Annotated in this window: 23 protein-coding genes, 1 tRNA gene and 2 pseudogenes; 10 read left to right on the top strand and 16 right to left on the bottom strand. The window is 41.2% G+C overall.

All coding sequences use genetic code 11. The annotated features are described in order from the left end of the window. Nucleotides 1-7: 7 nt before the first annotated feature. The 3 genes from G4P69_RS27090 to G4P69_RS27080 form a co-directional block, all read right to left on the bottom strand. Nucleotides 8-841 carry a CHAT domain-containing protein gene (locus G4P69_RS27090; RefSeq protein ID WP_208339818.1) on the bottom strand — a complete coding sequence of 278 codons (834 nt, stop codon included), beginning with the start codon at nucleotides 839-841 and terminating at the stop codon, nucleotides 8-10. A 403-nt stretch (nucleotides 842-1244) separates the two neighbouring features. Continuing rightward, nucleotides 1245-2105: a CPBP family intramembrane glutamic endopeptidase gene (locus tag G4P69_RS27085; RefSeq protein ID WP_390693171.1), complete on the bottom strand. Its 861-nt coding sequence runs from the start codon at nucleotides 2103-2105 to the stop codon at nucleotides 1245-1247. A 389-nt stretch (nucleotides 2106-2494) separates the two neighbouring features. Beyond that, complete coding sequence (locus tag G4P69_RS27080; protein ID WP_208339819.1) at nucleotides 2495-2977, bottom strand: AbrB family transcriptional regulator; 483 nt, start codon at nucleotides 2975-2977, stop codon at nucleotides 2495-2497. Between the two features lie 1378 nt (nucleotides 2978-4355). Between G4P69_RS27080 and G4P69_RS27075 the strand changes: the two genes are divergently transcribed. Further along, nucleotides 4356-5375, top strand: a complete 1020-nt coding sequence (locus tag G4P69_RS27075) for a succinate dehydrogenase/fumarate reductase iron-sulfur subunit (RefSeq protein ID WP_208339820.1) — start codon at nucleotides 4356-4358, stop codon at nucleotides 5373-5375. Between the two features lie 529 nt (nucleotides 5376-5904). Here the strand turns inward: G4P69_RS27075 and G4P69_RS27070 are convergent. Both G4P69_RS27070 and psbX read right to left on the bottom strand, forming a co-directional pair. Continuing rightward, nucleotides 5905-6816 (bottom strand): Ycf66 family protein, encoded by a 912-nt coding sequence (locus G4P69_RS27070; protein ID WP_208339821.1) that lies wholly within the window; start codon nucleotides 6814-6816, stop codon nucleotides 5905-5907. Nucleotides 6817-6971: 155 nt separating this feature from the next. After that, the gene (gene psbX / locus G4P69_RS27065) at nucleotides 6972-7091 is read right to left on the bottom strand and encodes a photosystem II reaction center X protein (RefSeq protein ID WP_208339822.1); all 120 of its coding nucleotides are present in this window, start codon (nucleotides 7089-7091) and stop codon (nucleotides 6972-6974) included. 207 nt (nucleotides 7092-7298) lie between these two features. Here psbX and G4P69_RS27060 point away from each other — a divergent pair, with 207 nt between their 5' ends. Further along, the gene (locus G4P69_RS27060; protein WP_208339823.1) at nucleotides 7299-7586 is read left to right on the top strand and encodes a YggT family protein; all 288 of its coding nucleotides are present in this window, start codon (nucleotides 7299-7301) and stop codon (nucleotides 7584-7586) included. On the opposite strand, the gene accC is transcribed toward G4P69_RS27060, so the two are convergent. Next, on the bottom strand, nucleotides 7587-8939 hold the full coding sequence (accC, locus tag G4P69_RS27055) for an acetyl-CoA carboxylase biotin carboxylase subunit (protein WP_208339824.1): 1353 nt from the start codon (nucleotides 8937-8939) through the stop codon (nucleotides 7587-7589). It lies immediately after the preceding gene. Nucleotides 8940-9446: 507 nt separating this feature from the next. On the opposite strand from accC, the gene G4P69_RS27050 reads away from it, so the two are divergent. The 4 genes from G4P69_RS27050 to ccsB all read left to right on the top strand — a co-directional run bounded on the left by G4P69_RS27050 (nucleotide 9447) and on the right by ccsB (nucleotide 13264). Continuing rightward, on the top strand, nucleotides 9447-10022 hold the full coding sequence (locus G4P69_RS27050) for a Uma2 family endonuclease (RefSeq protein WP_208339825.1): 576 nt from the start codon (nucleotides 9447-9449) through the stop codon (nucleotides 10020-10022). 78 nt (nucleotides 10023-10100) lie between these two features. Continuing rightward, a tRNA-Leu gene (locus G4P69_RS27045) sits at nucleotides 10101-10181 on the top strand. 156 nt (nucleotides 10182-10337) lie between these two features. Then, a complete protein-coding gene (locus tag G4P69_RS27040) occupies nucleotides 10338-12071 on the top strand; it encodes a DUF3352 domain-containing protein (protein WP_208339826.1) in 1734 nt (577 codons plus the stop codon). Nucleotides 12072-12187: 116 nt separating this feature from the next. Beyond that, the gene (ccsB, locus tag G4P69_RS27035; RefSeq protein WP_208339827.1) at nucleotides 12188-13264 is read left to right on the top strand and encodes a c-type cytochrome biogenesis protein CcsB; all 1077 of its coding nucleotides are present in this window, start codon (nucleotides 12188-12190) and stop codon (nucleotides 13262-13264) included. 166 nt (nucleotides 13265-13430) lie between these two features. Here ccsB and G4P69_RS27030 read toward each other — a convergent pair whose 3' ends face one another. Both G4P69_RS27030 and G4P69_RS27025 read right to left on the bottom strand, forming a co-directional pair. Further along, nucleotides 13431-13856 (bottom strand): putative toxin-antitoxin system toxin component, PIN family, encoded by a 426-nt coding sequence (locus G4P69_RS27030; protein ID WP_208339828.1) that lies wholly within the window; start codon nucleotides 13854-13856, stop codon nucleotides 13431-13433. Next, nucleotides 13837-14070, bottom strand: a complete 234-nt coding sequence (locus tag G4P69_RS27025) for a ribbon-helix-helix domain-containing protein (RefSeq protein ID WP_208339829.1) — start codon at nucleotides 14068-14070, stop codon at nucleotides 13837-13839. Before G4P69_RS27025 ends, G4P69_RS27030 begins: the two co-directional genes overlap by 20 nt. Before the next feature lie 62 nt (nucleotides 14071-14132). Here G4P69_RS27025 and uvrB point away from each other — a divergent pair, with 62 nt between their 5' ends. Beyond that, a complete protein-coding gene (uvrB, locus tag G4P69_RS27020) occupies nucleotides 14133-16133 on the top strand; it encodes an excinuclease ABC subunit UvrB (protein ID WP_208339830.1) in 2001 nt (666 codons plus the stop codon). Nucleotides 16134-16192: 59 nt separating this feature from the next. Beyond that, complete coding sequence (locus tag G4P69_RS27015) at nucleotides 16193-17017, top strand: hypothetical protein (protein ID WP_208339831.1); 825 nt, start codon at nucleotides 16193-16195, stop codon at nucleotides 17015-17017. 27 nt (nucleotides 17018-17044) lie between these two features. On the opposite strand, the gene G4P69_RS27010 is transcribed toward G4P69_RS27015, so the two are convergent. The 8 genes and pseudogenes from G4P69_RS27010 to G4P69_RS26980 all read right to left on the bottom strand — a co-directional run bounded on the left by G4P69_RS27010 (nucleotide 17045) and on the right by G4P69_RS26980 (nucleotide 23069). Beyond that, nucleotides 17045-17719, bottom strand: coding sequence for a DUF642 domain-containing protein (locus G4P69_RS27010; RefSeq protein ID WP_208352435.1), 675 nt, complete (start codon nucleotides 17717-17719; stop codon nucleotides 17045-17047). Between the two features lie 804 nt (nucleotides 17720-18523). Beyond that, a complete protein-coding gene (locus G4P69_RS27005; RefSeq protein WP_208339833.1) occupies nucleotides 18524-18715 on the bottom strand; it encodes a hypothetical protein in 192 nt (63 codons plus the stop codon). Nucleotides 18716-18718: 3 nt separating this feature from the next. Next, a pseudogene (locus G4P69_RS40720) lies at nucleotides 18719-18889 on the bottom strand (type II toxin-antitoxin system VapC family toxin); the annotation flags it as partial. A gap of 4 nt (nucleotides 18890-18893) precedes the next feature. Next, entirely contained in the window at nucleotides 18894-19112 is a 219-nt protein-coding gene (locus G4P69_RS27000; RefSeq protein ID WP_208339834.1) for a hypothetical protein, read from the bottom strand. Nucleotides 19113-19237: 125 nt separating this feature from the next. Continuing rightward, nucleotides 19238-19708 (bottom strand): hypothetical protein, encoded by a 471-nt coding sequence (locus G4P69_RS26995; protein ID WP_208339835.1) that lies wholly within the window; start codon nucleotides 19706-19708, stop codon nucleotides 19238-19240. A 166-nt stretch (nucleotides 19709-19874) separates the two neighbouring features. Continuing rightward, nucleotides 19875-20798, bottom strand: coding sequence for a phosphodiester glycosidase family protein (locus G4P69_RS26990; protein WP_313890564.1), 924 nt, complete (start codon nucleotides 20796-20798; stop codon nucleotides 19875-19877). 123 nt (nucleotides 20799-20921) lie between these two features. Then, complete coding sequence (locus G4P69_RS26985; protein ID WP_208339836.1) at nucleotides 20922-21611, bottom strand: hypothetical protein; 690 nt, start codon at nucleotides 21609-21611, stop codon at nucleotides 20922-20924. A 26-nt stretch (nucleotides 21612-21637) separates the two neighbouring features. Further along, a pseudogene (locus G4P69_RS26980) lies at nucleotides 21638-23069 on the bottom strand (RNA-guided endonuclease InsQ/TnpB family protein). Nucleotides 23070-23128: 59 nt separating this feature from the next. Between G4P69_RS26980 and G4P69_RS26975 the strand changes: the two are divergent. Both G4P69_RS26975 and G4P69_RS26970 read left to right on the top strand, forming a co-directional pair. Continuing rightward, nucleotides 23129-23311 carry a hypothetical protein gene (locus G4P69_RS26975; RefSeq protein WP_208339837.1) on the top strand — a complete coding sequence of 61 codons (183 nt, stop codon included), beginning with the start codon at nucleotides 23129-23131 and terminating at the stop codon, nucleotides 23309-23311. An 86-nt stretch (nucleotides 23312-23397) separates the two neighbouring features. Continuing rightward, on the top strand, nucleotides 23398-24396 hold the full coding sequence (locus G4P69_RS26970) for a zinc-dependent alcohol dehydrogenase family protein (protein ID WP_208339838.1): 999 nt from the start codon (nucleotides 23398-23400) through the stop codon (nucleotides 24394-24396). Nucleotides 24397-24885 lie beyond the last annotated feature (489 nt).

Here is a 24885-nt window from a genome sequence, read left to right as displayed (position 1 = left end):
GCTGTTTTTATTGAAGACTGTTTTCTAGCTGATTGATCCTTTCAGCCACTTGCTTTATTTGAGCTTCAGTTTGTTCAATCTCCTTTTGCAGTTGAAACTTAACAGACGCACTCGCTTGTTTTACTAACTCCATCCGTAGGTAACTGCACTTCTCGGTTAACAGATCGTACTGTTGCTGAAGGCTATCTAACTCCTGTGAAATCCGCTTTCTTTTTTGAGGGTTTAAATTAGAGGTAAGGCTAGGCTGAGATCTGGGTGGTAGATCTAGAAGTTGAGACTGTTGGCTTTTTTTTGGGTAAAGAACTGGTTTGAGATGCTCTGAATATCCATTTAGTCGAATTTCTACACAACCGAATTTATAAGCGTCTTCAATGGAACGATTTGCAGCTAATGCTTTATAAAAACCGAGTGAAAAGGCGACGCCAGCTTGATCGATAATTGTATCCTTCATCCCAATTACAAACGGGATATGTTCAGCGATCGCCTGTGCCTGAATCTCAGAATAACACGCATTCAGCACCACACAATTTACATGCTGCGCGAACAACTCAAACATTGCAGCCAAAGCATCTGGCTTGACAGACTGAATCTCACCCACTTGATTTTCAAAGCAAAGCTCACCCTCATCTGTCCCATGCCCAGAAAAATGTACAATGTTTGGTTGTACATCAAATATTGCCTGAGTAATATCTCCCACCCGAACAGATTCTCGCTGTTCTAGCTGATAGTTCTCTGGCGCTTTAGCTATTCGTAATCTTTCTTTAATATCTCGTAACTCTTGTCCTAAGCGCAGTCGAGAAGCATCGCTTGGATCAGCTGCTAAAAATAAAATTTTGATCATTTTCTAGACTAGTCAATATATCTCCCTCTGACCTAGGAATTACCTTAATCTACCGACTGAAGTCAAGCTATTCCAGATTTTTGTAGTAGTAGGTTGGGTAGAACGAAGTGAAACCCAACGAAATCCTAGCATTGACAGAAATCATCAGATATGCGGTAGGAATTAATAGCACCTACACGAAAGATTTTTCCACAAATGAGGGTGTTCATGTCCATTGTAGGGGCGCAAGGCCTTGCGCCCCTACAAGTCCCAAACAACCATTATCCGTTAATACACATGATGTTGGATTTGTGAGCGTGCGTAAGTCCTAAAATGTTGGGTTTCGTTCCTCAACCCAACCTACGCCTGTCCATTGTAGGGGCGTAGCCTCTGGCTTCTCGCAGAGTAAGGCGTTCGCCCTTACTTAAATATAAATGTGAAACAACCACAGAATAGCAGCCGTGAGCAGTAAACAAGCAATTCCTGCTAGCCCAGCTAAGGGTTTGTTATTCTTCCCTGTCACCCATTCAGGAACTTTACCTGTGTAAGTTATCAGTTGTGCAGTGTCCAAGCACGCGATCGCCCACACCCATCCTGCATGTAATCCCCAAGCTAAACCTAATATTCCACCATCAACAAAGCGCGCAAATACCAAAACCATTCCCATCAGCCAAAGTCCAGGTAGTTGTGGAATAGTTTCTTTTTGCTCCCAAATTAAGTGTAAAACAGCAAAAACTATACTAGAAGCTACTGCTGCTACCCATACTGAATAATCATGATTTAGTTCTGTCAACAGAAACCCGCGAAAAACTAACTCTTCTATTCCACCTACAAACAACGCTACTAATAAAATAGGCAGTGAAACTGATCTCAGTTGCTTTGTATTTGAACTTTGGAAAGAACACCAACCTAGGGATATCTGGCTAACAAACACAACAGATAAACCGAGGACACCTAAAGCAAAACCCAAAACCACAGAGACTAAAATTGAGATATTCCAGACAAATCCGTAGTTTATAAGGTGTTGATTGGTAAACCAAAGCACTCCCCAGATTATCAGGGGAGCTAAGAAATAAAGAGATATAACTAAAGGCAACTTTTGTTCTGGCTGAAAAGGTTTGTTTAGTTGCCATTTAAGTGCTGTCGCCAAGATTGCTGCTACTGGTAGCCAAGATATTATCCAAGTAACAAAAAAAGCCATCACCACAACAACTACTGGTACATTTTGCGAAAGTAGCAGTAAATAGTTGGCTGATGACTTGAATAAGCTGATCACAACAAACACAATAGACTTCTTACGAAAATAGTTTTCTTGATTCTTGATCAAGCTTGTACCAATATGGGTAACTTGTGCAAGAAGTCTTATCGGAATTTTGGAAACACAGCAGCTAAATTCTTTAGTGAGTAGGTCAAGTTTTTACAACCATTAGAGCAAAACACCCACAAGATTAAGACTGTTCCGAATTCAGAACAGTCTTAATCATGGGCGGCGTGGGGAGGCGAATAATGCTGCTCAGCTTAGCCACACCACATTTTTGCTCATGAACGCGACGCAGCAACCGAAAGTGCCATACCTCTTCTTTTCGATTCGGGGAAAGTGTTTAGCAATTTCTCAATCGCTTGAGTGATTGTTTTATCTTTCAATTCAACACTCATTACTCAGTTAAGAACGACTTATTCGTCGTCTTCGTCCTCGTCTTCGTCCTCATCTTCATCTTCGTCATATTCTTGATCTTCGTCGTATTCTTCGTCCAATTCCGAATCTAAATCTGGTTGGACTTCTTTTTTGTCAGTGTCGACTTGTATTAGGTGAATATGCTTATATCCGAGCTTAATTTCAAACTCATCGCCTGGCTTTAAGCCCATTGCTTTGGTGTAGGTTGCACCAATCACAATTTGACCATTTTGATGGACACTAACTCGATAAGTTGGTTCACGACCACGACCATCTTTTGGTGCTTCAGGACTTAGAGGAATTCCTCTAGCTGATAGTAAAGCGTCATAAAAATCGGTCAGATTAACACGAACCTGGTTATTTTTAGTAACAGTGTAATAGCCACACTGTTTGGCTCTTTCTCGCCGTGGTAGAGTGGAAAGTTCCTTTACCTTAGCAAGTAAAGCTTTTCCAGTTAATGGGGCAGTTGCGGTTTCAGTCATTACGATCAAAATATCCTACTCTCTCCAAACTGATAAACAACGTCATTCCATGCCAGCATTTAGCTTTTTGACATATGCATAAAGCTACTCAATACCCTAGGGTTAGGGATAATTTCCTGCTTATAGGGAATCAGACAGCCTCTTTTATGGTTGTCCATAATAAATTAGAGGTCAGAGTTGTCACAGGCATTGTTTTTGGTAATTTTACGGCATTTTTAACCATTATTTGCCATGAAAAATCAAATTATTTTTTTTCTTTTGGTGTGATCACAGCAGTGTAAATTTCAGTTCGGTTTACAAAGTCCGTGAGGTCTACCGCTACAAATAAGTTGTAGCTCAAGAAATAGCAGGACTTCTACTTTCCGCACTACCTTTCTTGCCATTGAGTTATAGGATTTCCCTGACTCATGTTATCAAGCTTGGGATTGCATAGTATTTTCCTAGGGTTGTGCAAGCATACACCCTTTTATCCTGCTAGTAAAGAGGAGAAATCTCTCTTCTTCACAAGATTACGGAGGTACAAAGCAGTATTAGCCTCGCTAAGTTAGCTAACTTCTACTGGATTTTGTTGCCTCGTAATTTTATATTAAATACTATCATGCACTAATAATAGCAAAATTGTTATTTAAGTTTGAATTCAACTTACTGTTACACTTTTATCTAAATACCTACCTTTGGGGAGAGGATTGCCATCAAGCTTTTATAAAAATTCACCTAATTCAGTAGCGCAGTTTTGACCAGTGAGGGAGATGCTTTGCGTTTCATCACTTTCTTTGTTAAGATATTCATCCTCAGAATTCACCATTCTATATGATCAAACAATTGGCTTTAAGGGACAATAGAGGGTAGGAGGCATTTTGAGATTAAAATCTGGCTATAACTATTACGAGGATTTATTTTGAGGATTTTTTCTGTTTGGGAATAATGTACGTAAGTTCATAAGCGCTGGCAAATTACCTAAGTCAGGAAACCCGAGAATCCTGTGGGCTCCTAAACAGGTAAATAAAATGTTACGCGTCGATTATTTTGTTGCCCTGCTAAGCAATCTTAAAGTATTTGTAAACTTGCTGGTTAAAGCAGGTAACAGGGAATAGGCAACCTTGTAACAGGCAAAAACGATGTACATTTTTACAAATCATTGAGGACTGCTATAGGTTTAGTAAGTGAACAGATCTGTCTCCCATCTTAGTGGTGTTTCTAAAATTAAAATTTTTATGGTGATTCTGATTTCAGAATCAGTAAATCTTTACTGATCAGCCTATTAACAGCTAGCGAGCGAATTAAAGGCAACAAAAGTATAACGCATCAGGTGATCAAGTCGCGTGTAAGAATGACTTGTTAGGTTAAGGTAGAAATCTCAAGATTTTGGCAGGATGCAATGGAAGTTCTTTTTAAGGTGATTCGTCAGAAACAAAATTCCTCCCCTCCTGAAGTGCAAACCTACGTTTTGGATGTGGAAGGGGAAAGCACAATCCTAGATTGCCTCAATCGGATTAAGTGGGAGCAAGATGGGACTTTAGCGTTTCGGAAAAATTGTCGCAACACAATTTGTGGGAGCTGCGCTGTGCGAATCAACGGACGTTCAGCTTTAGCTTGTAAAGAAAATGTAAACAGCGAAATAGCCAAATCAGAAAAGCTCCCAATTTCAGGAAGTGAGACAAATGTTATTCCAGAAATAACAGTAGCCCCTTTGGGCAATATGCCTGTTATTAAAGATTTAGTCGTTGATATGAGTAGTTTCTGGAATAATCTTGAGAAAGTCGCTCCTTATGTAAGTACAGCCGGAAGGAAAGTACCAGAAAGAGAATTTTTGCAAACACCCGAAGAGCGATCGCGTCTTGATCAAACGGGTAATTGTATTATGTGTGGAGCTTGTTACTCAGAGTGCAACGGATTTACTGTTGAACCAGAATTTGTTGGTCCTCACGCGCTTGCTAAAGCTTATCGCATGGTAGCAGACTCCCGCGACAGCGAAACCGAAAACCGTCTGGAAAACTATAACGAAGGTACTAAAGGAGTTTGGGGTTGTACTCGCTGCTTTTGGTGTAACTCAGTTTGTCCAATGGAGGTTGCACCATTAGATCAAATCACCAAAATAAAACAAGAAATTCTTGCTCATAAAGAAGTGGCTGACAGCGTTCCACTACGACACCGTAAGGGATTAGTAGAGATAGTTAAACAAGGTGGGTGGATTAACGAATCGCAGTTTGCTTTACAAGTGGTCGGAAACTACTTTAGAGATATTAAAGGATTACTCAGCATTTTGCCCTTGGGATTACGAATGATAGCTCGAGGTAAGTTTCCAATGTCATTTGAAGCTTCAGAAGGAACTCAACAAGTGCGATCGCTGATCGATGCTGTTAAACAGGAAACGGGGAGTAAAAGAATTAAAAATTAAATGTCCAGAATCCTTATAAGAAAAATGCACAAAACCCTTGGAAACAGGCGTGCTTTGCTCCGAGTTCTTGCTTTTCCCAAGGGTAGACGCTGCGCTAACAGACAGGAGGACAGCCGTCAATATGCTCAACCCTCTAGATGTAAAAACTCCGTTCTCGCAGCACAGAGAAGGGCTGGGGATGAGGGCATACACATCAATACTGCTAGGTTAAGAGCCGGGAAATAAATTTCCCGGCTCAAAGCTGAAACCCATTTTAATGGGTTAAAAGATTACTCATTGAGCTAAAAGCTCAATGCAAGGTATTAGCCCGAACTTTAGTTCAGGGCGAATTTTCGAGCTTAACCGAGTAGTATTGGCATACACATTCGGTATCGCACACCCCTCTGTTTAAGATTCCCTGTTCTTGCTAACCAAAATCAAAAGCTCCCAAGAATTTATCTTGGGAGCTTGTTTGCTCACCGCTATAATTGTGGTAATCTACGTCAACAGAGATGAGGCATACAGCTTCTGGCTAGCTAGCTAAAGCGATTTAAAGATTGTCGTAATTTGGTGGGTTATCTAAATCATCATCTGACCGAGTAATAGGTTTATACTCTACGTAATCGGTTGGCACAGCATCATCATCTTCACGCGCTGGTCGAGTAGCTGAATCGCTAGATGGACGACGTTTTCTGGGTTTAGGAGCCATCCCTTCGTCTTCACTGCCGTCTGGACGGAAGGGTTCATTACTACTACGACGAGAAGTCCTTCGTTCTTCGCGATTTGGGCTATCCCAATCATTAGTTGTTTTAGATGATGAGCCCCAATCTTCGTTGTCGTACCTATCAGAGGTACGGCTCGGTGAACCCCCAGAATTTCGGCGGCGAGTTTTGTCTGTTGGAGTTGGTCTGTCACTGCTACTACGTCGATCTGAACGACGGCGGGGTTCGTCATCGTAATAGCTGTCGCGATAGTTATCACGAGAGCGACTTTCCCTGCTACCTGGAATGCGAGCACGCACTGGGCGATCCTCGTACTCATAAGGCAGTGGTTCTAACTCTGCATCAACCTCAGCTTCGTATCTCTTTCCACTGTACTCGTAGCGATCGCTCACCTCTCGCTCGTCCACAATTTTTGTATTGCGCTTGGCTTGGTCGGTGGCGATCATTCGCAAGCGAAGACTTTCAACTGCAAAAAATACAGTTGTCCCGATCAAAAGTAACTGACCAAATTGCAGAATAGGGTCTAGCCGCCAGCCCTGAAAAATGAGAATAAATCCGCACACCAAACCGATAGCGGCGAAAAATATATCCTGATCTCTTTCTAGACCTGGACGGACAAAACGGATAAAATACAGTGCTGGCCCAGCCACAGCCAGAAAAATACCTAAAAGACTGGCTGGATTTGTTCCAAAATTTACCTGAGCCAGAACACTGGCTGAGTGCAGCCCAAAAATTACCATTTTTATTTACCCAATAGCCATATCTATATTAGCGACTTACAAAATAAAATCACTACTGAAAATATCACTAGAAACAATATTAGTGGTTAGGGGTTAGTTATTAGAAGAATAACTGACACACCGCCTAACCCTGATTTTGTTAACTGTTACCAGTATTAACCGCGTTGTATCTTATCTTTTTGGCTTACAAAAATCAATCCGACTACTACGGGGATAACAACAATTGCTGAACCCCAAACCAGACTCCAAAGAAAATTTGCTAAAGAAGGTGTCATAGATCTCAACCTTTTTTTACACTATTCACTCTAATTTTAACAAAATCGGTGCAAGGCGCTACCAGCAACACCAAGCGTTTAAGGTAAAGTTTAGCCTATAATTACATTACTTGACAGATGAGAATAACGCAGCAAGGTAGGAGAATGTCGAAAAGCTTCCTATTTTGACAAAATTCTTATTTTTTGATATAGAGAGTAGTGCAACACATGACTGGTATTGAACTTACTGGTTGGATTCTAGGTCTATTATTGGGACTAATGATATTTTTGTTTATTTTCCGTATAGTCCTCACTTGGTATCCCCAAATAGATCTAAATCGGTTACCGTTTAATCTTGTGGCTTGGCCAACTGAACCCTTTTTAGTCCCGTTGAGAAAACTAGTACCACCGATAGGCGGGGTGGATATTACCCCAATTATCTGGGTTGGTATCCTCAGCCTAGCTCGGGAAATTATTCTAGGTCAGCAAGGATTACTGACCTTGTTATCTCGCTGACTACTGCTCTTTAAGTTTTAACTCCTGCACAAAATTGGTGTAAACGTTGCCCTGCAAGAACTGTGGGTTTTCCATAATTTTTTGATGGAACCCAATAGTAGTCGGTAGCCCGGTAATAGCACATTCGCGGAGCGCCCGTTTCATACGGTTAATTGCCGTAGGTCGATCTGAACCCCAAACGATTAATTTGCCAATCAAGGAGTCGTAGTAAGGGGGGATCTGGTAGTCAGTATACACATGAGAATCAATCCTTACACCTGGACCACCAGGGGGGAGATAACCACTAATACGTCCAGCAGAAGGACGAAAGTCATGGTCAGGATCTTCAGCGTTAATGCGACATTCAATTGCATGACCTCGTAAAACCACTTGGTCTTGGGTTAGCTTAAGACGTTCTCCTTGGGCAATACGAATTTGTTCTGCAACCAAATCTACACCAGTAATCATCTCTGTAACGGGATGCTCTACTTGTATTCTGGTGTTCATTTCCATGAAGTAGAATTGACCAAATCTGTCTAGCAAAAACTCAATAGTACCTGCTCCGGTGTAGTTAATAAACTGAGCTGCTTTGACAGCAGCTTGTCCCATTTTTTCTCGCAACTCTGGGTGTAGGGCAGGACTAGGGGCTTCTTCTAGTAGCTTTTGGTTACGGCGCTGAATTGAGCAATCCCGTTCACCTAAGTGAATTACGTTACCGTAATTATCCGCCAAAATTTGAAATTCAATGTGGCGGGGACGCTCGATAAATTTTTCTAGATATACTCCAGCATTTCCAAAGGCTGCTCCGGCTTCACCTTGAGCAGCTTGAAAGGATTTGATGAATTCGCTTTCAGATTTTACAAGACGCATACCCCGTCCGCCACCACCCGCTGTGGCTTTGATCATCACTGGGTAACCAATCTTTCTTGCGATCGCTAATCCTTCTTCATCGGAACTTAATAATCCTCCACTTCCTGGAACCGTTGGAACCCCTGCTTTTTCCATGGTTTCTTTTGCTGTTGATTTATCGCCCATTAACCGAATGGCTTCTGGTGTTGGACCGATAAAAGCAATATGATGGTCAGCACAGATTTCCGCAAATCGAGCATTTTCCGCCAAAAATCCATAACCAGGATGAATGGCACTGGCATTGCGTGTCAAGGCTGCGGCAATAATATTGGGAATATTCAAATAACTGTTACTGCTAGCGGCTTCACCAATGCAAACCGCTTCGTCAGCAAGTTGAACGTGGAGAGCATTGCGGTCAACGGTTGAATGTACCGCAACAGTTGCAATCCCCATTTCTTCGCAAGCGCGAAGAATACGAAGCGCGATTTCTCCCCGATTGGCAATTAATATTTTCTCAAACTTCATCTTCGTTTAAATAATGCAAAGCCTGATTTCAAATTATGACAGGATATTTCCCAGCCTTGATCCAAATAAATGTAGGGCATTAGCTTGTTGCCTCAAGGGGTATTGATTGAACAGAATTCAGGAGTGAGGAGCCAGAATTCACAATTGAATTCTGTGTCAGTGGGTCTCCAATAAGACAAGATTTAACATTCTACAATTAGTAGCGGGTTTGAATCCGCCTCTACTTGATTCTGACTCCTGACTTCTGACTCCTGAATTCTTCTTGATTAAGCTTCTAACATTTTTAATAAATTTACGAATCCTTTCACTTAAATTTTCTGGAATTTTAGCTTAGATTTCTCCTGCATAGTGGTTTTATAAGATAAATACCAAAATTCTTGACAATGTTGCTGCTTATTTGCCTTGGTAGGCTATTTGAGTATTTTTACTTGGTAACCCAGCGAATCATACGTAGAGGATTACCGAGTAGCATAGTATTTCATTCACTAATATTCAAGAAAAACGATTATGGTTATAAGTCCTTTGATATTAAACCTAGATACCGTTTACTTGACAGACGAACAATTGTATCAGCTATGTCAAAATAACCAAGAGTTGCAATTTGAACGAGCGGCTACTGGGGAATTAATTATTATGTCACCTGTTGGAGGAGAAAGCGGTAATCGAGAAGCTGACTTGATTGCGGATCTGGTCATATGGAATCGCCAAACGGGAATTGGCTACACGTTTAGCTCCTCTACAATATTTAAGCTACCTAACGGAGCCAACCGTTCCCCTGATGCTGCTTGGATTAGAAAAGAACGTTGGGAAGCACTCACGCTCCAACAAAAACGGAAATTTCCTCCCATCGCACCCGACTTTGTGATTGAATTAAGGTCGGCAACAGACGATCTGAAAATGCTGCAATCCAAAATGGAAGAATATATAGATTCAGGGGTACAACTGGCATGGTTAATAAACCCCCAACAGCAGCAAGTAGAAATTTATCGCCCAAAAAAGGCTCTAGAAGTGCGAAATCTTCCTACAGAATTATCGGGTGAGGATGTATTACCAGGGTTTAGCTTGATTCTAACAGCTTATTAAAAATTTCTTTTAAAAAATTTTTGGTAAATAGTGCCAAATATAGATAAATATGTTATATTCAATTCTCAGAGCAATCTTGCGGATGTGGCGGAATTGGTATACGCGCACGCTTGAGGTGCGTGTGGCTTTGCCTTGCGAGTTCGAGTCTCGCCATCCGCATGTAAAAAAAGAGACATTGCGTGCAATGTCTCTTTTTTTATTTTTGATTTATTATAAGAAACGCTACTCTCAGCAGCCTTAAAGATCGGGGAACCTTTTGGTTTATTTCCCAACAAAGCACGTAAGAAGTTTGGAATTATTGAGGTATGGGTTTCAATGGTATTGCCCGTCGAGTCTATTTCGATGATGAAGAAAAAAAAGAAACCATCTCTGGTGCTAACACTTTCATCTGCTGGCCTATTAATTAGTGGTGGTTTAGCGGCATACTGGTTATTAACTCAGGGAAAACCATTGTTCAGAGATTTGCCAGTTGGGGCAAATATTATCCCTCAAGATGCTTTATTCTCAGTTTCTCTGACAACTGATCCGGCACAATGGCAGAAATTACGGGAGTTTGGAACAAAACAAACCCAAGCAGAACTGGACAAAAATTTAGTGCAGCTGCGCGATCGCTTCTTTAATAAGACTGGATACGACTTTCAAAAAGATATTGCTCCTTGGATTGGGAATCAAATCACTATCGCAATGGTGACTCCACAAACAAGTAAACAAACATCCAAGTCTACCGCCACAGATCGAGATGCTACCATCCATGAACAGTCAATGGTGATGGTTCTACCAATCAAGAATTTAGCAAAAGCCACAAGTATTCTAGTACAGCCTAAACCACTTCAAAATGGTAAATGGATCAATCGCACCTACAAAAATATTGTAATCAAAGAAACTAAGGAAACCTCAGGGCAAAACTTTTCAGCGGCGTTGGTTGATGGACACTTTTTAGTCATTACGGATAATCCCAAAATGACAGAAAGAACGATAGACGCATATGAAGATAAAACAACCTTAGCAACAAGTCCTGGTTTTGCTGAAAATTTATCTAAAATCTCAACGTATCAACCCTTCGCCCAGTTTTATGTGAATGTACCTTACTCTGCTAAAATAGCTGCGGCATCTCCTAGCCGTCAGTTACCAGCTCAAGTTTTGACTCAACTTCAAAATAATCAAGGTTTAGCAGGAACAATGACCTTAGAGTCACAAGGAATAAGTTTGAAGGGGGTTTCATGGCTAAATCCAAATAGTCAGCGAGTACTAGCAGTCGAAAATAAAGCTGGAACAATGCAAAATCTGATGCCAGCAGAAACCTTGATGATGCTGTCAGGTGGAAATCTACAAAGGTTATGGGCAGATTATGCTTTAACATCTCAAGGGAATCCACTCTCACCAATTCCACCAGACCAATTGAAAAATGGTGTAAAATCTCTCACTAACTTAGATTTAGATCAAGATTTACTCAGTTGGATGGGAGGAGAGTATTCTGTCTCAGTGATCCCAACAAACTATAGGGAAAATTCACCAGGAGATTTCCGTGCTGCTTTAGTCTTCATGGTAAAGGCAAGCGATCGCTCTCGTGCTGAAGCATCCTTAAAGCAGCTAGATGAAGTTATGAAAACTCAGTACCAATTCCAGATTCAACAAAGTACACTGGGTGGTAGACCTGTAGTGAACTGGGTTGGACCATTTGGAACAACAAGCGCTACCCACGGCTGGTTAGATGGAGATATTGCCTTCTTCTCTGTGGGTACTCCAATTACTGACAAAATTATCCCTGTCCCAAACAAAACATTAAACAGTACTTCCTCATTTCAACAAACGGTTCCACAAGAACTTAATCCTATAGATGGTCAGTTTTTCTTGGATGTGGAACGCACAGCTAAGAATTTTCCTTTGCCAACTATATTGCCTAATCAACAAACTTTGTTAGAAGCAACTCGATCAATAGGGGTAACAACTGCTGTCAGTGACAGTCGTAGTAGCCGCTATGACATATTTATAGGACTGAAAAAAGCTGAAAAAACAGCTTCTTTACCAAACCCGCAGAGAGATAAATGATAGGGTGATACGGAAATGCCATTTACAATGATGACTCGTTTCACAATGGCCTAAATACAGATAGGATCGAAAAAATAAGAATCAATACTTTTAGGAATGCTTTGGGAGAAGACTTTATGAATCTGGTTGTAATCCAGAATTTGTTAGACAATGCAGCGTTTGCTGTTTTATTCGTAACGATGCTAATTTACTGGTGTGGGGCGGCTTTTCCAAATCTGCCTTTTTTAGCATCTTTGGGGACGGCTGGGATGGCGATCGCGAATTTGTGCATCGCTACTCTACTAGGAGCAAGATGGATAGAAGCAGGTTATTTCCCTCTCAGCAATTTGTACGAATCCCTGTTTTTCTTAACCTGGGGAATCACAGCTATCCATCTGATCGCGGAAAACACTAGCCGTAGTCGCTTGGTGGGAGTTGTAACTGCACCTGTAGCAATGAGTATTACTGCTTTTGCTGCACTGACTCTACCGTCAGAAATGCAAAAAGCAGAACCCTTAGTACCTGCACTCAAATCTAATTGGTTAATGATGCACGTGAGTGTGATGATGCTAAGTTATGCAGCTTTAATGGTGGGTTCGCTCTTGGCGATCGCCTTTGTGTTCGTCACTCGTGGTCAAAACATCCAATTACAAGGTAGTTCTGTAGGTACTGGTGGGTATCGTACCAACACTTACCGCTTACATAAAGCAGGTGAAGTTGTTTCTCCACCAGAAGCTGCTATAGAAAATAATGGTATAGCTCGTTTTGCTCATAATAGTAATAATGGCAAAACAGCAGTTATGGATTTAGTCACAACAGCTGCAATCGAGAATGCAAATGCTCAGTTAGCAGATTGGGAACGAGAAAATGCTCAACCCCTTTCACCCCAACGTCTTAACCTGGCTGAAACCTTAGACAATATTAGTTATCGCGTAATCGGACTAGGTTTTCCTTTACTTACAATTGGTATAATAGCCGGCGCAGTTTGGGCTAACGAAGCTTGGGGTACTTACTGGAGTTGGGATCCTAAAGAAACTTGGGCGTTAATCACTTGGTTAGTTTTTGCTGCTTATCTCCACGCCAGAATTACCCGTGGTTGGCAAGGACTTCGCCCTGCAATTTTGGCTGCTAGTGGCTTTGTTGTTGTGTGGATTTGCTATCTAGGAGTTAATTTATTAGGTAAGGGTTTACACTCTTACGGTTGGTTCTTTTAACAGTTATCAGTGATCAGTTATCAGTTATCACCGCACCATACCCCTTGCTCACTGATAACTGTTTACTGTTCACTGAATTTAACTATTTCGCCGTAAGTCCCCCACTGAATTCTGTACACGAAGTGTCAGTGTAGGTAGTTCACGGTGATGTACTTACAAGGCTTCTTTAACCTGAAGGGGATTGAAGAATCGCAAGCATTTGATGAACAGTTACAATTTGTATATTTTCTACGATAACCAAATGCAACAAATCACGCTTATCGCCTGTCACTAGATAGGTGGCTTTCCCTGCTATAGCTGTAGCAATGATTCGGTTATCGGTCAGATCATTGGAATATTCAACATAAGGCAATTCACTTACAACGTCAGCTTGGTTCCATAACCCTGACACCATCGTCCTAGCTTGAGACTCATTAATATACTTTCTCAGTTTTGGATAAGATAGAACACGCTCAAGCTCCTCCAACTGTTCCGGTGAGGTAACAAGTATATACTTTCCTTCATTCCACGTGCGATAAAGTAAATATGGCTTTGACTGCTTGTTCAGCAAGGAGCTGACCAGCACGTTAGTATCAAGAACGATGCGCTGCACGTACCGCACTTACCGCTTCATCAATAGCCGAGTCAATTTCTTCAGAGTCAAAAGCTAGATTGCGCTCATGAACTTCCTGAACCGTAGCTCTGAAAATCTTTTCTTGGACTGCTTTTTCTATGAATTTAGATAGATCGTTATCACCATGTTCCGCTAGAAACTGGCGTAAAGCTTTATTTGTTTCGTCTGAAACAGTAACAGACCAATGTATCATAACATCATTTTGATAAGACATTCATTTTACTATACTAGAAGTAGGCAGATCACTTAAGGTGTATGACGACTTCATTTGAACTTCACGCTCCATTTGCTCCGACTGGTGATCAGCCACACGCGATCGCCCAACTTGTTGATAGTGTACAAGCCAACAATCGTTACCAAACCTTACTAGGGGCGACAGGAACAGGAAAAACTTTTACTATTGCTAACGTAATTAATCAGATAAAGAAACCTACCCTAGTTCTAGCACACAATAAAACTCTAGCAGCGCAGCTTTGTAATGAGTTGCGGGAATTCTTCCCCAATAACGCTGTCGAATATTTTGTTAGTTACTATGATTACTATCAGCCGGAAGCTTACATACCTGTTAGCGATACATATATAGAAAAAACAGCGTCGATAAATGATGAAATAGATATGTTGCGTCACTCGGCGACGCGATCGCTGTTTGAACGTCGTGACGTTATCGTTGTTGCTTCCATTAGCTGTATCTACGGTTTAGGAATTCCCTCTGAATACCTTAACGCTGCTATTCCCTTACAAGTAGGGATGGAGGTTAACCAACGGGAGATTTTACGAGATTTAGCATCAGTACAATATAGCCGTAATGATATAGAAATGGGTCGCGGACGGTTTCGCGTTCGGGGTGATGTGTTAGAAATTGGTCCAGCGTACGAAGACAGAATTATTCGTGTGGAATTTTTTGGCGATGAAATTGACGCTGTTCGTTACGTTGATCCCGTGACGGGTGAAATTCTTAAGAGCGTGGAGGCAGTAAATATCTACCCAGCGCGTCACTTTGTTACCCCAGAAGATCGACTAGAAGAAGCCTGTGATGCTATTGCAGCAGAATTAAAAGAGCGTAAAGCACAATTAGAAGCAGCCGGAAAATTATTAGAAGCCCAACGTATAGATCAGCGCACACGTTATGACTTGGAAATGTTGCGCGAAGTGGGTTACTGTAACGGAGTTGAAAACTATTCTCGTCATTTAGCAGGACGCCAAGCAGGGGAACCGCCAGAATGCTTGATCGATTATTTTCCTAAAGATTGGTTGTTGGTGATTGATGAATCTCACGTCACTGTTCCCCAAATTCGGGGTATGTATAATGGTGACCAAGCAAGGAAACAAGTTTTAATTGAACATGGATTCCGGCTTCCAAGTGCTGCTGATAACCGTCCGCTAAAAGCAGAGGAATTTTGGGAAAAGGTGGATCAGTGTATTTTTGTTTCCGCTACACCAGGAGATTGGGAATTAGAAATTTCAGATAGTCATGTCATAGAACAAATTATTAGACCAACAGGAGTGATCGATCCAGAAATCATTGTTAGACCGACTGATGGGCAAATAGATGATTTGTTGGGTGAAATTAAAGACAGAGTTGATCGCCAAGAGCGGGTGTTGATCACAACATTAACCAAGCGCATGGCGGAAGATTTAACCGAGTACCTGCAAGACAATAGTATTCGGGTACGCTATTTGCATTCAGAGATCAATTCGATTGAGCGCATTGAAATTATACAGGATTTGCGGGACGGGAATTTTGATGTATTGGTAGGCGTCAACTTGTTACGGGAAGGATTGGATTTACCAGAAGTTTCCCTTGTAGCAATTTTGGATGCTGATAAAGAAGGGTTTTTGCGTGCAGAACGCTCTCTAATTCAAACTATTGGTAGAGCAGCGCGCCATGTACGGGGACAGGCTATCATGTATGCTGATAACCTAACCGATAGCATGATTAAAGCCATTGACGAAACAGACAGGCGTCGCGGTATTCAAATGGCGCACAATAAAACCCATGGAATTACACCGCAACCAATAGTGAAAAAATCGAGTAATGCGATTTTATCTTTTTTGGAAGTGTCCCGCCGGTTAAATGCAACTGAGTTAGAAAAAGTTGATGAACATATAAATGAGTTACCGTTAGAAGAAATTCCAGATTTGATCACTCGGTTAGAAGCGCAAATGAAAGAAGCGGCGAAGAAACTGGAGTTTGAAGAAGCAGCGAAGTTGCGCGATCGTATTAAGAATCTGCGAGATAAATTAGTAGGTCATTAGGTGATTTGTAACTCCTGGGTTCCAAAAGTGGTGTGAGAAATCTGAGGTAAAGAGTTTAGATGGACGATTTTGCAATTATTTTTTCAACCAATGAGAAATACCTCTCACAAGCACTATTTATGTATGAACAATTGCGTGAGCATGGACTAGAAAAATATGCTTGGGTTGTTCCACTTGAAACTCTGAAGACAGAACACCTTGAATGTTTGCATACACATTTTAACTATCGTGTCACAGACGTTTTACAGATGCCAAAAAATGTCAAGTTGACAAGTAATAAGATTTTCTTACCTAAAATGGTGCCAAGAGTAAAGCATTATATTCTTATAGATACAGATATTCTTATCCTAGATCGCAGATTCATTGATACATTTCTTAACTGCGCTGATGAGCGCATAGTCCTTGTTGGAGAGACTTTCCTTTGGAAGGAATGGCTTTCATTTCTTGGCTTGTCAGCCCCAATTGAACAGTTTCCGCATTTGCTTGAAAGACCTTATTTGCTTGAAACACCTTATGTACAAACAGGTAGTATTGGAATTTCAAGTCAAATCCACGAAAGCATTTTCGATACTTTCGTAGAAGAATTGACGGCTGAATATATTTGTTATGGGAACGTAACTATCTGGGGCGATTCAATTATTTGGAATGACTGGGTTAGCAGATTTCCTCATCTGTTTCAACTCGTTATTCCCCAGAGTTGTCTTGTGCTACGTCCAGATAGTTCTGGTGCAAGTTCAAAGTTACATATACCAGACCTTACATATAAAAACGGTATCTTGCTCTACCATAATGTTCCAGTCATGGCTCTTCACTTCACAGAAAGCAACGGGATTGTCAGAAAATGGAACGATTATCAATCACTGCTTGAAAAGCTTAGTCTTTAAATCCAGCACTACAAACTTTTGGAGATGTCAAGCTTGAGGTAAGGCTTTTTGTTGTTTACGTCTCAACATGACTCCACCGATAAAACCGAAAGCCAGAAGCCCAATAAATGGGCTGGTTTCAGGGATATCTCTCACGCTTACCTTATCTATATATGTGCCGTAAGTATCGGATAGCTCATTAAGGTTATCAAAACTCAGACGAGTAATTGCACTTGTAGCAACTAGATTATAAGTGAAAAGCTGCCACTTTGTGTCCTTAAGTCCGGTTCCATCTGCTGTGAGGTTAGCAACAAGATTATTTCCCCAGTTAATGTTTAGGCGATTGTCTTTTATTCCTGCACGTGGTGAAAAGCCAAACTGTAGTTGGTAGGTACGACCAACAATTGTGGCTAAATCTTGATATATCCCAGTCACTCCGTTGCTATCTAACTCAACCAAGTTGTTCCCATCTAATGGAGTTCCTGCTACATTGTTCTGTACTTCAATTCTGGTACCTATCGAACCACTTAATAAATTCCATCCAGAAATCGAAGGATAAAGACCGTAGCTTTTGTTGGCTACTACTGTATCTTCAAAGCTGCCGTTTTGAAGGATATTATTTCCTGCGGCTGCCGCTGGTTTAATAGAAAGGGTCATAGGCAAAATAGATAGAGCTAATGCTACAGCAATCTTGACATTCAATAGTTTTGTTAGCATTGTCATAAAATTTGTTGCTCCAAAAAAATAGTTATCAACAGCAGAATTTATCGACTAGAGAGAAGTTTTGTCTCTGAAGAATTGTGCTTTATGAAGCCATCCTATGTGAATCGTAAAGAACTGAACCACGTTTGTGGAATATTCTCGAATCATTTAGGATTGCTATGAAGTTCTCAAAATGAGTTCTGAGAAGCTCGTATCAATTTCTAGAGCAGCAGACAATTCATGCAATTAAAACAGTTAAATATTAGCTGAGTTATCGACTGCGTCTGACTCTTATATTTGTAAGGTACTCTGGGGATTGAGGACATGGCAAGAGGTGAGTAGCTAATTAATCTAAAATTAACGATATAAAACAATTTTATTTTCCAAAAATATCTGACGAAAACCCGATACTATAAGATTTTCCTAATGATTCGAAAGTTAAATTATAGGATTTAAATACTGTAAAAAATATCTTTATACAAGTAGAAACACTGTTTTTCCTGAAAACAATAGTGGTGCAGGCTGTCGGTAGGAATTGCCAAAATTTATTTTTGAGTAATTTAAAAAAGTAAAAAATTAGGAGTTCTCACGGTGGTAAATATATTCTCGAGAGAATACAACAGTCCTAAATCATTTGTCAAAAATAAGCCAGCCCTGATATCCTTATTGTCTATTGCTCTTTCGGTGTCTCGTCTAGAGAAGCTACGCGCAAGGAGCGTATATACTGTAAGCGCGCCTAGGAAGATCTAGTGCTGCTGGAGGATTTCTCTACGTATTAATGTGTCTTTGGATACATTAATATCTAAAGCAATTTTTGTTAAATACTCAATCTGAATCCAGAATAGCTTTAACCTCGTCGGCTTTCTGCTTTACTTGTTGTAAGTTTACAATTTCTCTTCCACCTTCTGCTTGCTTTTTCTGCCAATCTTCAAACATCGCATCTAGGTCATAGTTAAAGGACTTCGCATGTTCTTCACGAAAGTGATGAATTTCATCTAGAATCTCATCCTGCCACATAGCTCAATCTCCTAATAGTTCGTAAGGAGTACAAATTATTGGTAATTGGTATCCTTTTTCAAGGCTGATCTGTGTAAGCTTTCTTTGAATTTGAGCATTTGCAATATGCTTATAGTTCCACGTTAACAGGTAATCTAAACCGTGGACAGTGGCTGCGGCAATATGAACTGCATCATCGTTAAGTCTTTCTCAAAATAGGGTCTCGTAAAGCTACGAAATCCTGATCAGTAAAGATAATCTCCTCACTTTCGATTACCTTTCTAAATTTTTTTAATCCCTTCCAAAACTTATCGCCTCTAGATTCCTCCTTTTTTTTTCGCAGAAACTCAAACAAATAGTCCTGTTCTTCTGTAGGCAAGCTATTAATAGAATTAATAATTTCTTGTAAAGTCATCATAGAAGATCCTCTAAACTAAACCGCAACTTGACTAACTGTATTCTCAAGTATTTTTCAACTCTAATTACTGATCTTAACCGTGACGCTGCTCAGAACCACAACAGATTAATACTTCTCGCCCCCTATTAGGTATTATTGTTAATGAACAATCTATCTGCTATTGGTGCTAGGCTGACACAAAAATTAGTCTTGTTCAGTGCTAGAGCAATTATAGGTGGCACTTCGACACAAATCTGGGCGTTCTGGATGTTTATAAGGTCATAAGGATTGAATTCTCCTCTACCACGTGTGTCCGCTTGATACGCGGTCATCTGTCCCCAAGGTGTATTCCAGATTTGGTGATAGTGGAGTTCAACCTGGAAATAAATCGAGTTACCATCAAAGTTCCAACTAGATATTGTCGCTCTTTTGCGATTTCCTTCAGCTATTCTTTGAGTGCTGAACCGTTCTATCTCTGCCTTCATTGAAGGTGTTTTTTCTATTAGTCGCTTTTCTAGTTCTTCTGGAGTAAGACCTTTTTCGACAATATCTTCCCAGTTCAATCCTAGAACTTGGCAATAGGCTTTGAAAGCGTTCTCCGTAATAGGTAGTTCCATTCTATATATAAAGCGTTTCCAACTTCCCTCGTAAATACCCGGTTCTAGCGTGTCTCCTTCCTTCCAGTTAGGGTTTAAAACTTTAGAGGCTTCCTCAAGCCATTTAGGACTATCGTGTTTCCGTTTACTTTTTTAATTATACTAGATGAGTTATGTGACACAAGTACTAATTTTGCTGAACTAATAAGACTGATTTAACAGGTCGTTTGATGGGATTTCCTTGTTGATCAACTTTTCCGTAAAAGGTTTTACCTTGAAAATAAAGCGAAGACGAACTACCACCATCCAAGTTCATTGCTTCCTCAACACCAAGGCTTTTCATCAAATCCGCTAGTTGTGGTAAAGATATCCCAGAAGTATTTGGTTGTGAAGGTTTTTGACCTACCATTACTAAAATAATGCTACCATCGCGAGTCATGCCAATAGCTGTTCTAGCGTTGGGCTGTTTACTCCCTAGTGTGTCGCGTCGTAGTGCTTTATCTACAAAGCCCTCTTGGATTGATGTTACTTTTGGCAACAGTCGCGGACCAGCACCAATTGCATCAATTAGGCGACAATCTGCTGGTGGTGATTCATTATGCAAGGTTATTGAATAACGGGTAATCTGGCCACATAAGTAGCGGCGAAATTCGCTGCGATTAAAAATTAGATTGAGGTAAGGTTTTAATTTGGGATTGTTAACTAAGCGCTCATTATTTTTAGGATCAGCTACCAGTTGACCGCCAACGACAATATAGGATGTAGATTTTTCGTTGACTGGGTCAAAAAAGCCAGCATTAAATACAGCAATCGCTCGATGCTGATTCGCAAATTTCTCGACAGTATTTACTTTAGTTGACAGTGCAGGAGTTACCAAAAATTGGCTATTGGCTGGAACTAATAAAATGTGGGCTATCCCTTGGGGTAAGTTACGCTCTATGTAGCGGATTGTTTTTGCTGGTGAGGTTGTAACAGTTGGCTTAGGGGTAGGAGAAGGTATCGATCGCGATGAAAAACATCCTCCTAACCAAAATAACATTCCCAAACTGGCGATCGCGAAGCACGGCGGCACTTTGCTGATCGCCAAAACTAATAAATTACTTCTCCCCACCTTTGCGCCTCAACTGGTGTAATATCCTCTTTTAGGTTCCTATACATTCGCTTGTATATCAAGCGATCGCGAAGGGCTGATCGCTCGAACGTCCCTTGTGGTACATCACCTATACGATAAGTACTAAGCAGCAACTTGATGCTCAAATTCATCAAGTTGCTGTGCTTGAGCGGTATAAGTCTGACCGTAAATTTTAGAGAGCTTTCCTGTTTTTTGTAGAATGTTGTGTACTTCTTGGTTAGAAATGTTCGCAAGATTACGATTAGTCGACAATGCAACAGCAGATGCAATTCCCACTCCCTGTCCAACTGCACAATTGAATTCCACAATTCTGCCACTCGAAGAAGCATAGCCTTCAAATCCTGAACCTGGACTGACAACTGCTAAGTTAGGCACATCTTGCACCAAAGCATGCTGAATCCCAATATTAAACAGCGGTGGGTCAAAGAATAACAAGTTACCTAAACCTTTTTGTGTTGCTCTATTACCCAAACCCTTAATTCCACCACGGATATCGAAATGATAACCAAAGGTTCCCAAAGCTTCACTTGCTGGTACACCACCTGCTAACATCTGCGCACCTGTCAAAGGGTCTACCACTCCTGTCACATTACCTGCATGGCGAATATACAGTTCTGAAGCAGGCTTAATAGCATTCGCACCAATACTTCTAAACCATTTCAGATTGCCTTTGCGATCCGTAAGGTCATTACGAAGATCATCTGCGAATTCAGAATCGCCACCTGCTGCGATATTCAGCCAGTTTTGAGCCTCTTGATCAGCGAGATTAGTGAGACGTTTGAGATATTGCATCTCAACTTTTTGCAGGGTTTGAATACTCAGTCCTTTGACATCTCACCCGTTTTAAAAAAGCGGGGATTCTGCAAGGATGTTGCTACGTGGTCTAAAGACCCACTGCGCAACGTTGTTGCGTAATGTTTTCTTTAGATCATGGAACAAATCATACCTATGCGGCAGTGTCAAAGCTGCTCTACCCACCTTAACTAGACTAATGCCTAGCTGTGTGGCTACTTTTGATAAAATGTTGGCTGCTGCATTGCAGTCAGCATTGATTAAAAACCCGAGTGCGCTCTTATACAATCCGCGCTCAATTCTGTCACCTGACACCTTGTAACTTTCGGGTTTCTCACCGTATTTTGGTAACAAGTCGCCATCTAGAAAAGACGCTTTAGACGTATAAGCCTCCTCAGTAATTGTCAGAACAATACCGTACTCTGGACAAAGTTGCTTTAACCTTTCAATCAACCTACCCGTAGGAATCATCACAAAGTTTTGATTCCCGCGCTTGCCCATATTAGAACCGTTTTTCTGAAGGGCGTTCCAACCGATAACAAGATTACCAACTTTATCGATTAAGCAACGATTAATAATGAACCGTGCTGCTTTATTGATACCATCCCTCATCTGGTTGTTACGTTTACGCTGGATTCTATCAAGGGTGGAATCCCAGTAGAAATCTGGCTTGCCTTGTTTGTACTTAGCAACAAGGCGACAATAGCCCTGATTCATTGATTTTAGCTTAGAACCATCAATGATTAAGCTTTGACCATGAGTTGAAACACCTGTTAACCAATTTGTTCCACCGTGATCGAAACTCCAAGCCTGGGTGTAATCAAGATTAGGGTTAATCTCAATCGATTGTTTGCCGTCGTCAATTACCCAATCAATCCATAACTCCCCGTAATATGGACGCACTGTAACTTCTCTTACCCAGTCAGAATCAATGAATTCTGGCAATGGTAAAGCAATCTCTGTAATCAGATGTGGCGATGTGTCTCGACTGATTGATGGACAAAAGCAACCACCGGAGTAAGTCAGCGCTTGACGTGGAAATGTCACGGATGCCAACCCACCTTTCTTACGGTACTTGGGTAAAGAGGGTCTATCAACTTCTCGGTTGTAGTAGAGGTTAACTAAACCGTTGTAAGAAGTTATTGACTCTCCAACAGTTTTGAGTGTTTGCTGTGCAGCTTGCGCGGCTAGTGCTTTGTAATGTGGATTGTCTTTTAAAGCTTTGTCGAGTTGAGGATATGTTGTTTGACATTTGTAAATTTTCCAACCATGTCTTAACTCATCACCGTGCCAGTATGTTGTAAATGCGTTTCCTGACTCCTCCAATCTTTCATAATGCAATGTTCGTACATGATAAAGAGCGCAGTTGATTAGACTGCTTGCGTGCTGACATTGGTCTACCCAGAACGCTTTTTCTTCTTCGTCGAAATTGGCTCTTACGGGAATTGTCCGGTACAGTTGACTCACCTCCTGATGCTTTGCTAAACTACATTTAGTATAGGATACCGCTTCTAAATATGTCAACTGGTAAAGGTAAAAAAAGGCTTAGAAATCAACCAGCTCTTTACTCCGAAATTAAAGAGCATCATAAAATATACTTAACCCCAACTTCTTGGAATAAAATCAAAGAATTGTCTAAGGAAAGGGGATTAAGTGTTAGCGAATATATTGAGCAATGGATTAGGGACACAGCAGGTTAAAACCTGTCTTGTCGCGTTTCATCCCCTGCTTAAAAGCTAGGGGTTCTCACGCTTCCGTACTATCTTGATAGTAATTGGGTACAAAGATGAAAGCAGTTTTAATGACGGGATCTGGTAATCCAGAAGTTTTGCAATTGGGGGATGTACAAAACCCCGGCATTTTAGGAAATACCGAACTTTTGGTGCGGTTACGAGCAGCAGGAGTTAATCCGATTGATACCAAATTGCGTAAGCGAGGCACTTTCTACCCTGATCAAATGCCTGCTATTCTGGGATGTGATGGTGCAGGTGTGGTTGAAGCTGTTGGTGCTGGAGTTAAGCAAATTCGCGTAGGGGAAGAGGTATATTTTTGTAATGGTGGTTTAGGCGCAGGTCGAGGTAACTATGCCGAATACACTGTAGTCGATGAGCGCTTTGTTGCCCGTAAACCCTCGTCTATTTCTTTTACCGAAGCAGCAGCAGCGCCTTTAGTGCTAATAACAGCTTGGGAAGCTTTATACGAAAGAGGACGACTAGAACCAAGAGAAAAGGTTTTAATTCATGCTGGTGCTGGAGGTGTAGGTCACGTTGCTATTCAACTAGCAAAACTAAAGGGTGCTTCTGTATGCACAACAGTAGGTTCTCAAGAAAAGGCTGATTTTGTCAAGCAACTGGGTGCAGACCATGTTATTTTTTATAAGCAAACAGACTTTGTACAAGGAGTCTTAGATTGGACTGACGGTGAAGGGGTAGACTTAGCTTTTGACACTGTTGGTGGAGAGACTTTCTATAAAACTTTTCCAGCGGTGCGTGTGTATGGCGATATAGTGACAATTTTGGAACCAGACGTCAATACAGTTTGGAAAACAGCGAGAAACCGCAATCTTCGTATTAGTCTGGAATTAATGCTGACACCAATGTTGCAAGGAATGGTAGAAGCACAACAGCACCATGCAGAAATTTTAGAACAATGCGCGCAATGGATTGATGCAGGTAAGCTGAAAATCCACGTTAGCAAAACCTTTTCTCTAGCAGAAGCAGCGAAAGCTCACCAGTTGTTAGAAGCTGGATCTGTTATGGGTAAAATTGTTTTGGTGAATGATTAGCGCCCTTTAAAATGTCAGGGTAAAAGTGCCACAGCAACGATAACAAAAATTTTGGAGCAAAATCCGGAATGTTGGAATTCGGCACTGTAGCTCTATACAGGTGACACTCCCACAGTGCCGCAAGCGGTCACGGTGGGCTTCTGCCGTCCCATCAACACTGTTTTTAGACGCAGTGCCTAGCTTGCGCAGAACTTGCAGAACTTCATTTCTGGTACTCGGTATCTTTCCCAGTCCTGCTGTTTAAGGTCAGGAGCGTGCCCTGCCCGACCCGGGAGATGCAAGCAATCAAGACTACCTATGTCCCTTGAAGATTTTACACACCGGAGGTAGTTCGCACTCATGCATTTACTTCCCGGTGAAACCCGTTAGGGTCGAGGTGTACATTACTGTAGCACCCCTCCCATCCGAAACCGTGCATGTCACTTTCATGTCACACGGCTACTCAGTGTGTTGTCCTTTTGTCATTCCGGACTTCCTGACCTTAAACCC

It is taken from the genome of Aetokthonos hydrillicola CCALA 1050 (genome assembly GCF_017591665.1).
GTDB classification, from domain to species: Bacteria; Cyanobacteriota; Cyanobacteriia; order Cyanobacteriales; family Nostocaceae; genus Aetokthonos; species Aetokthonos hydrillicola.
This window is presented reverse-complemented; position numbering and strand designations above follow the sequence as displayed.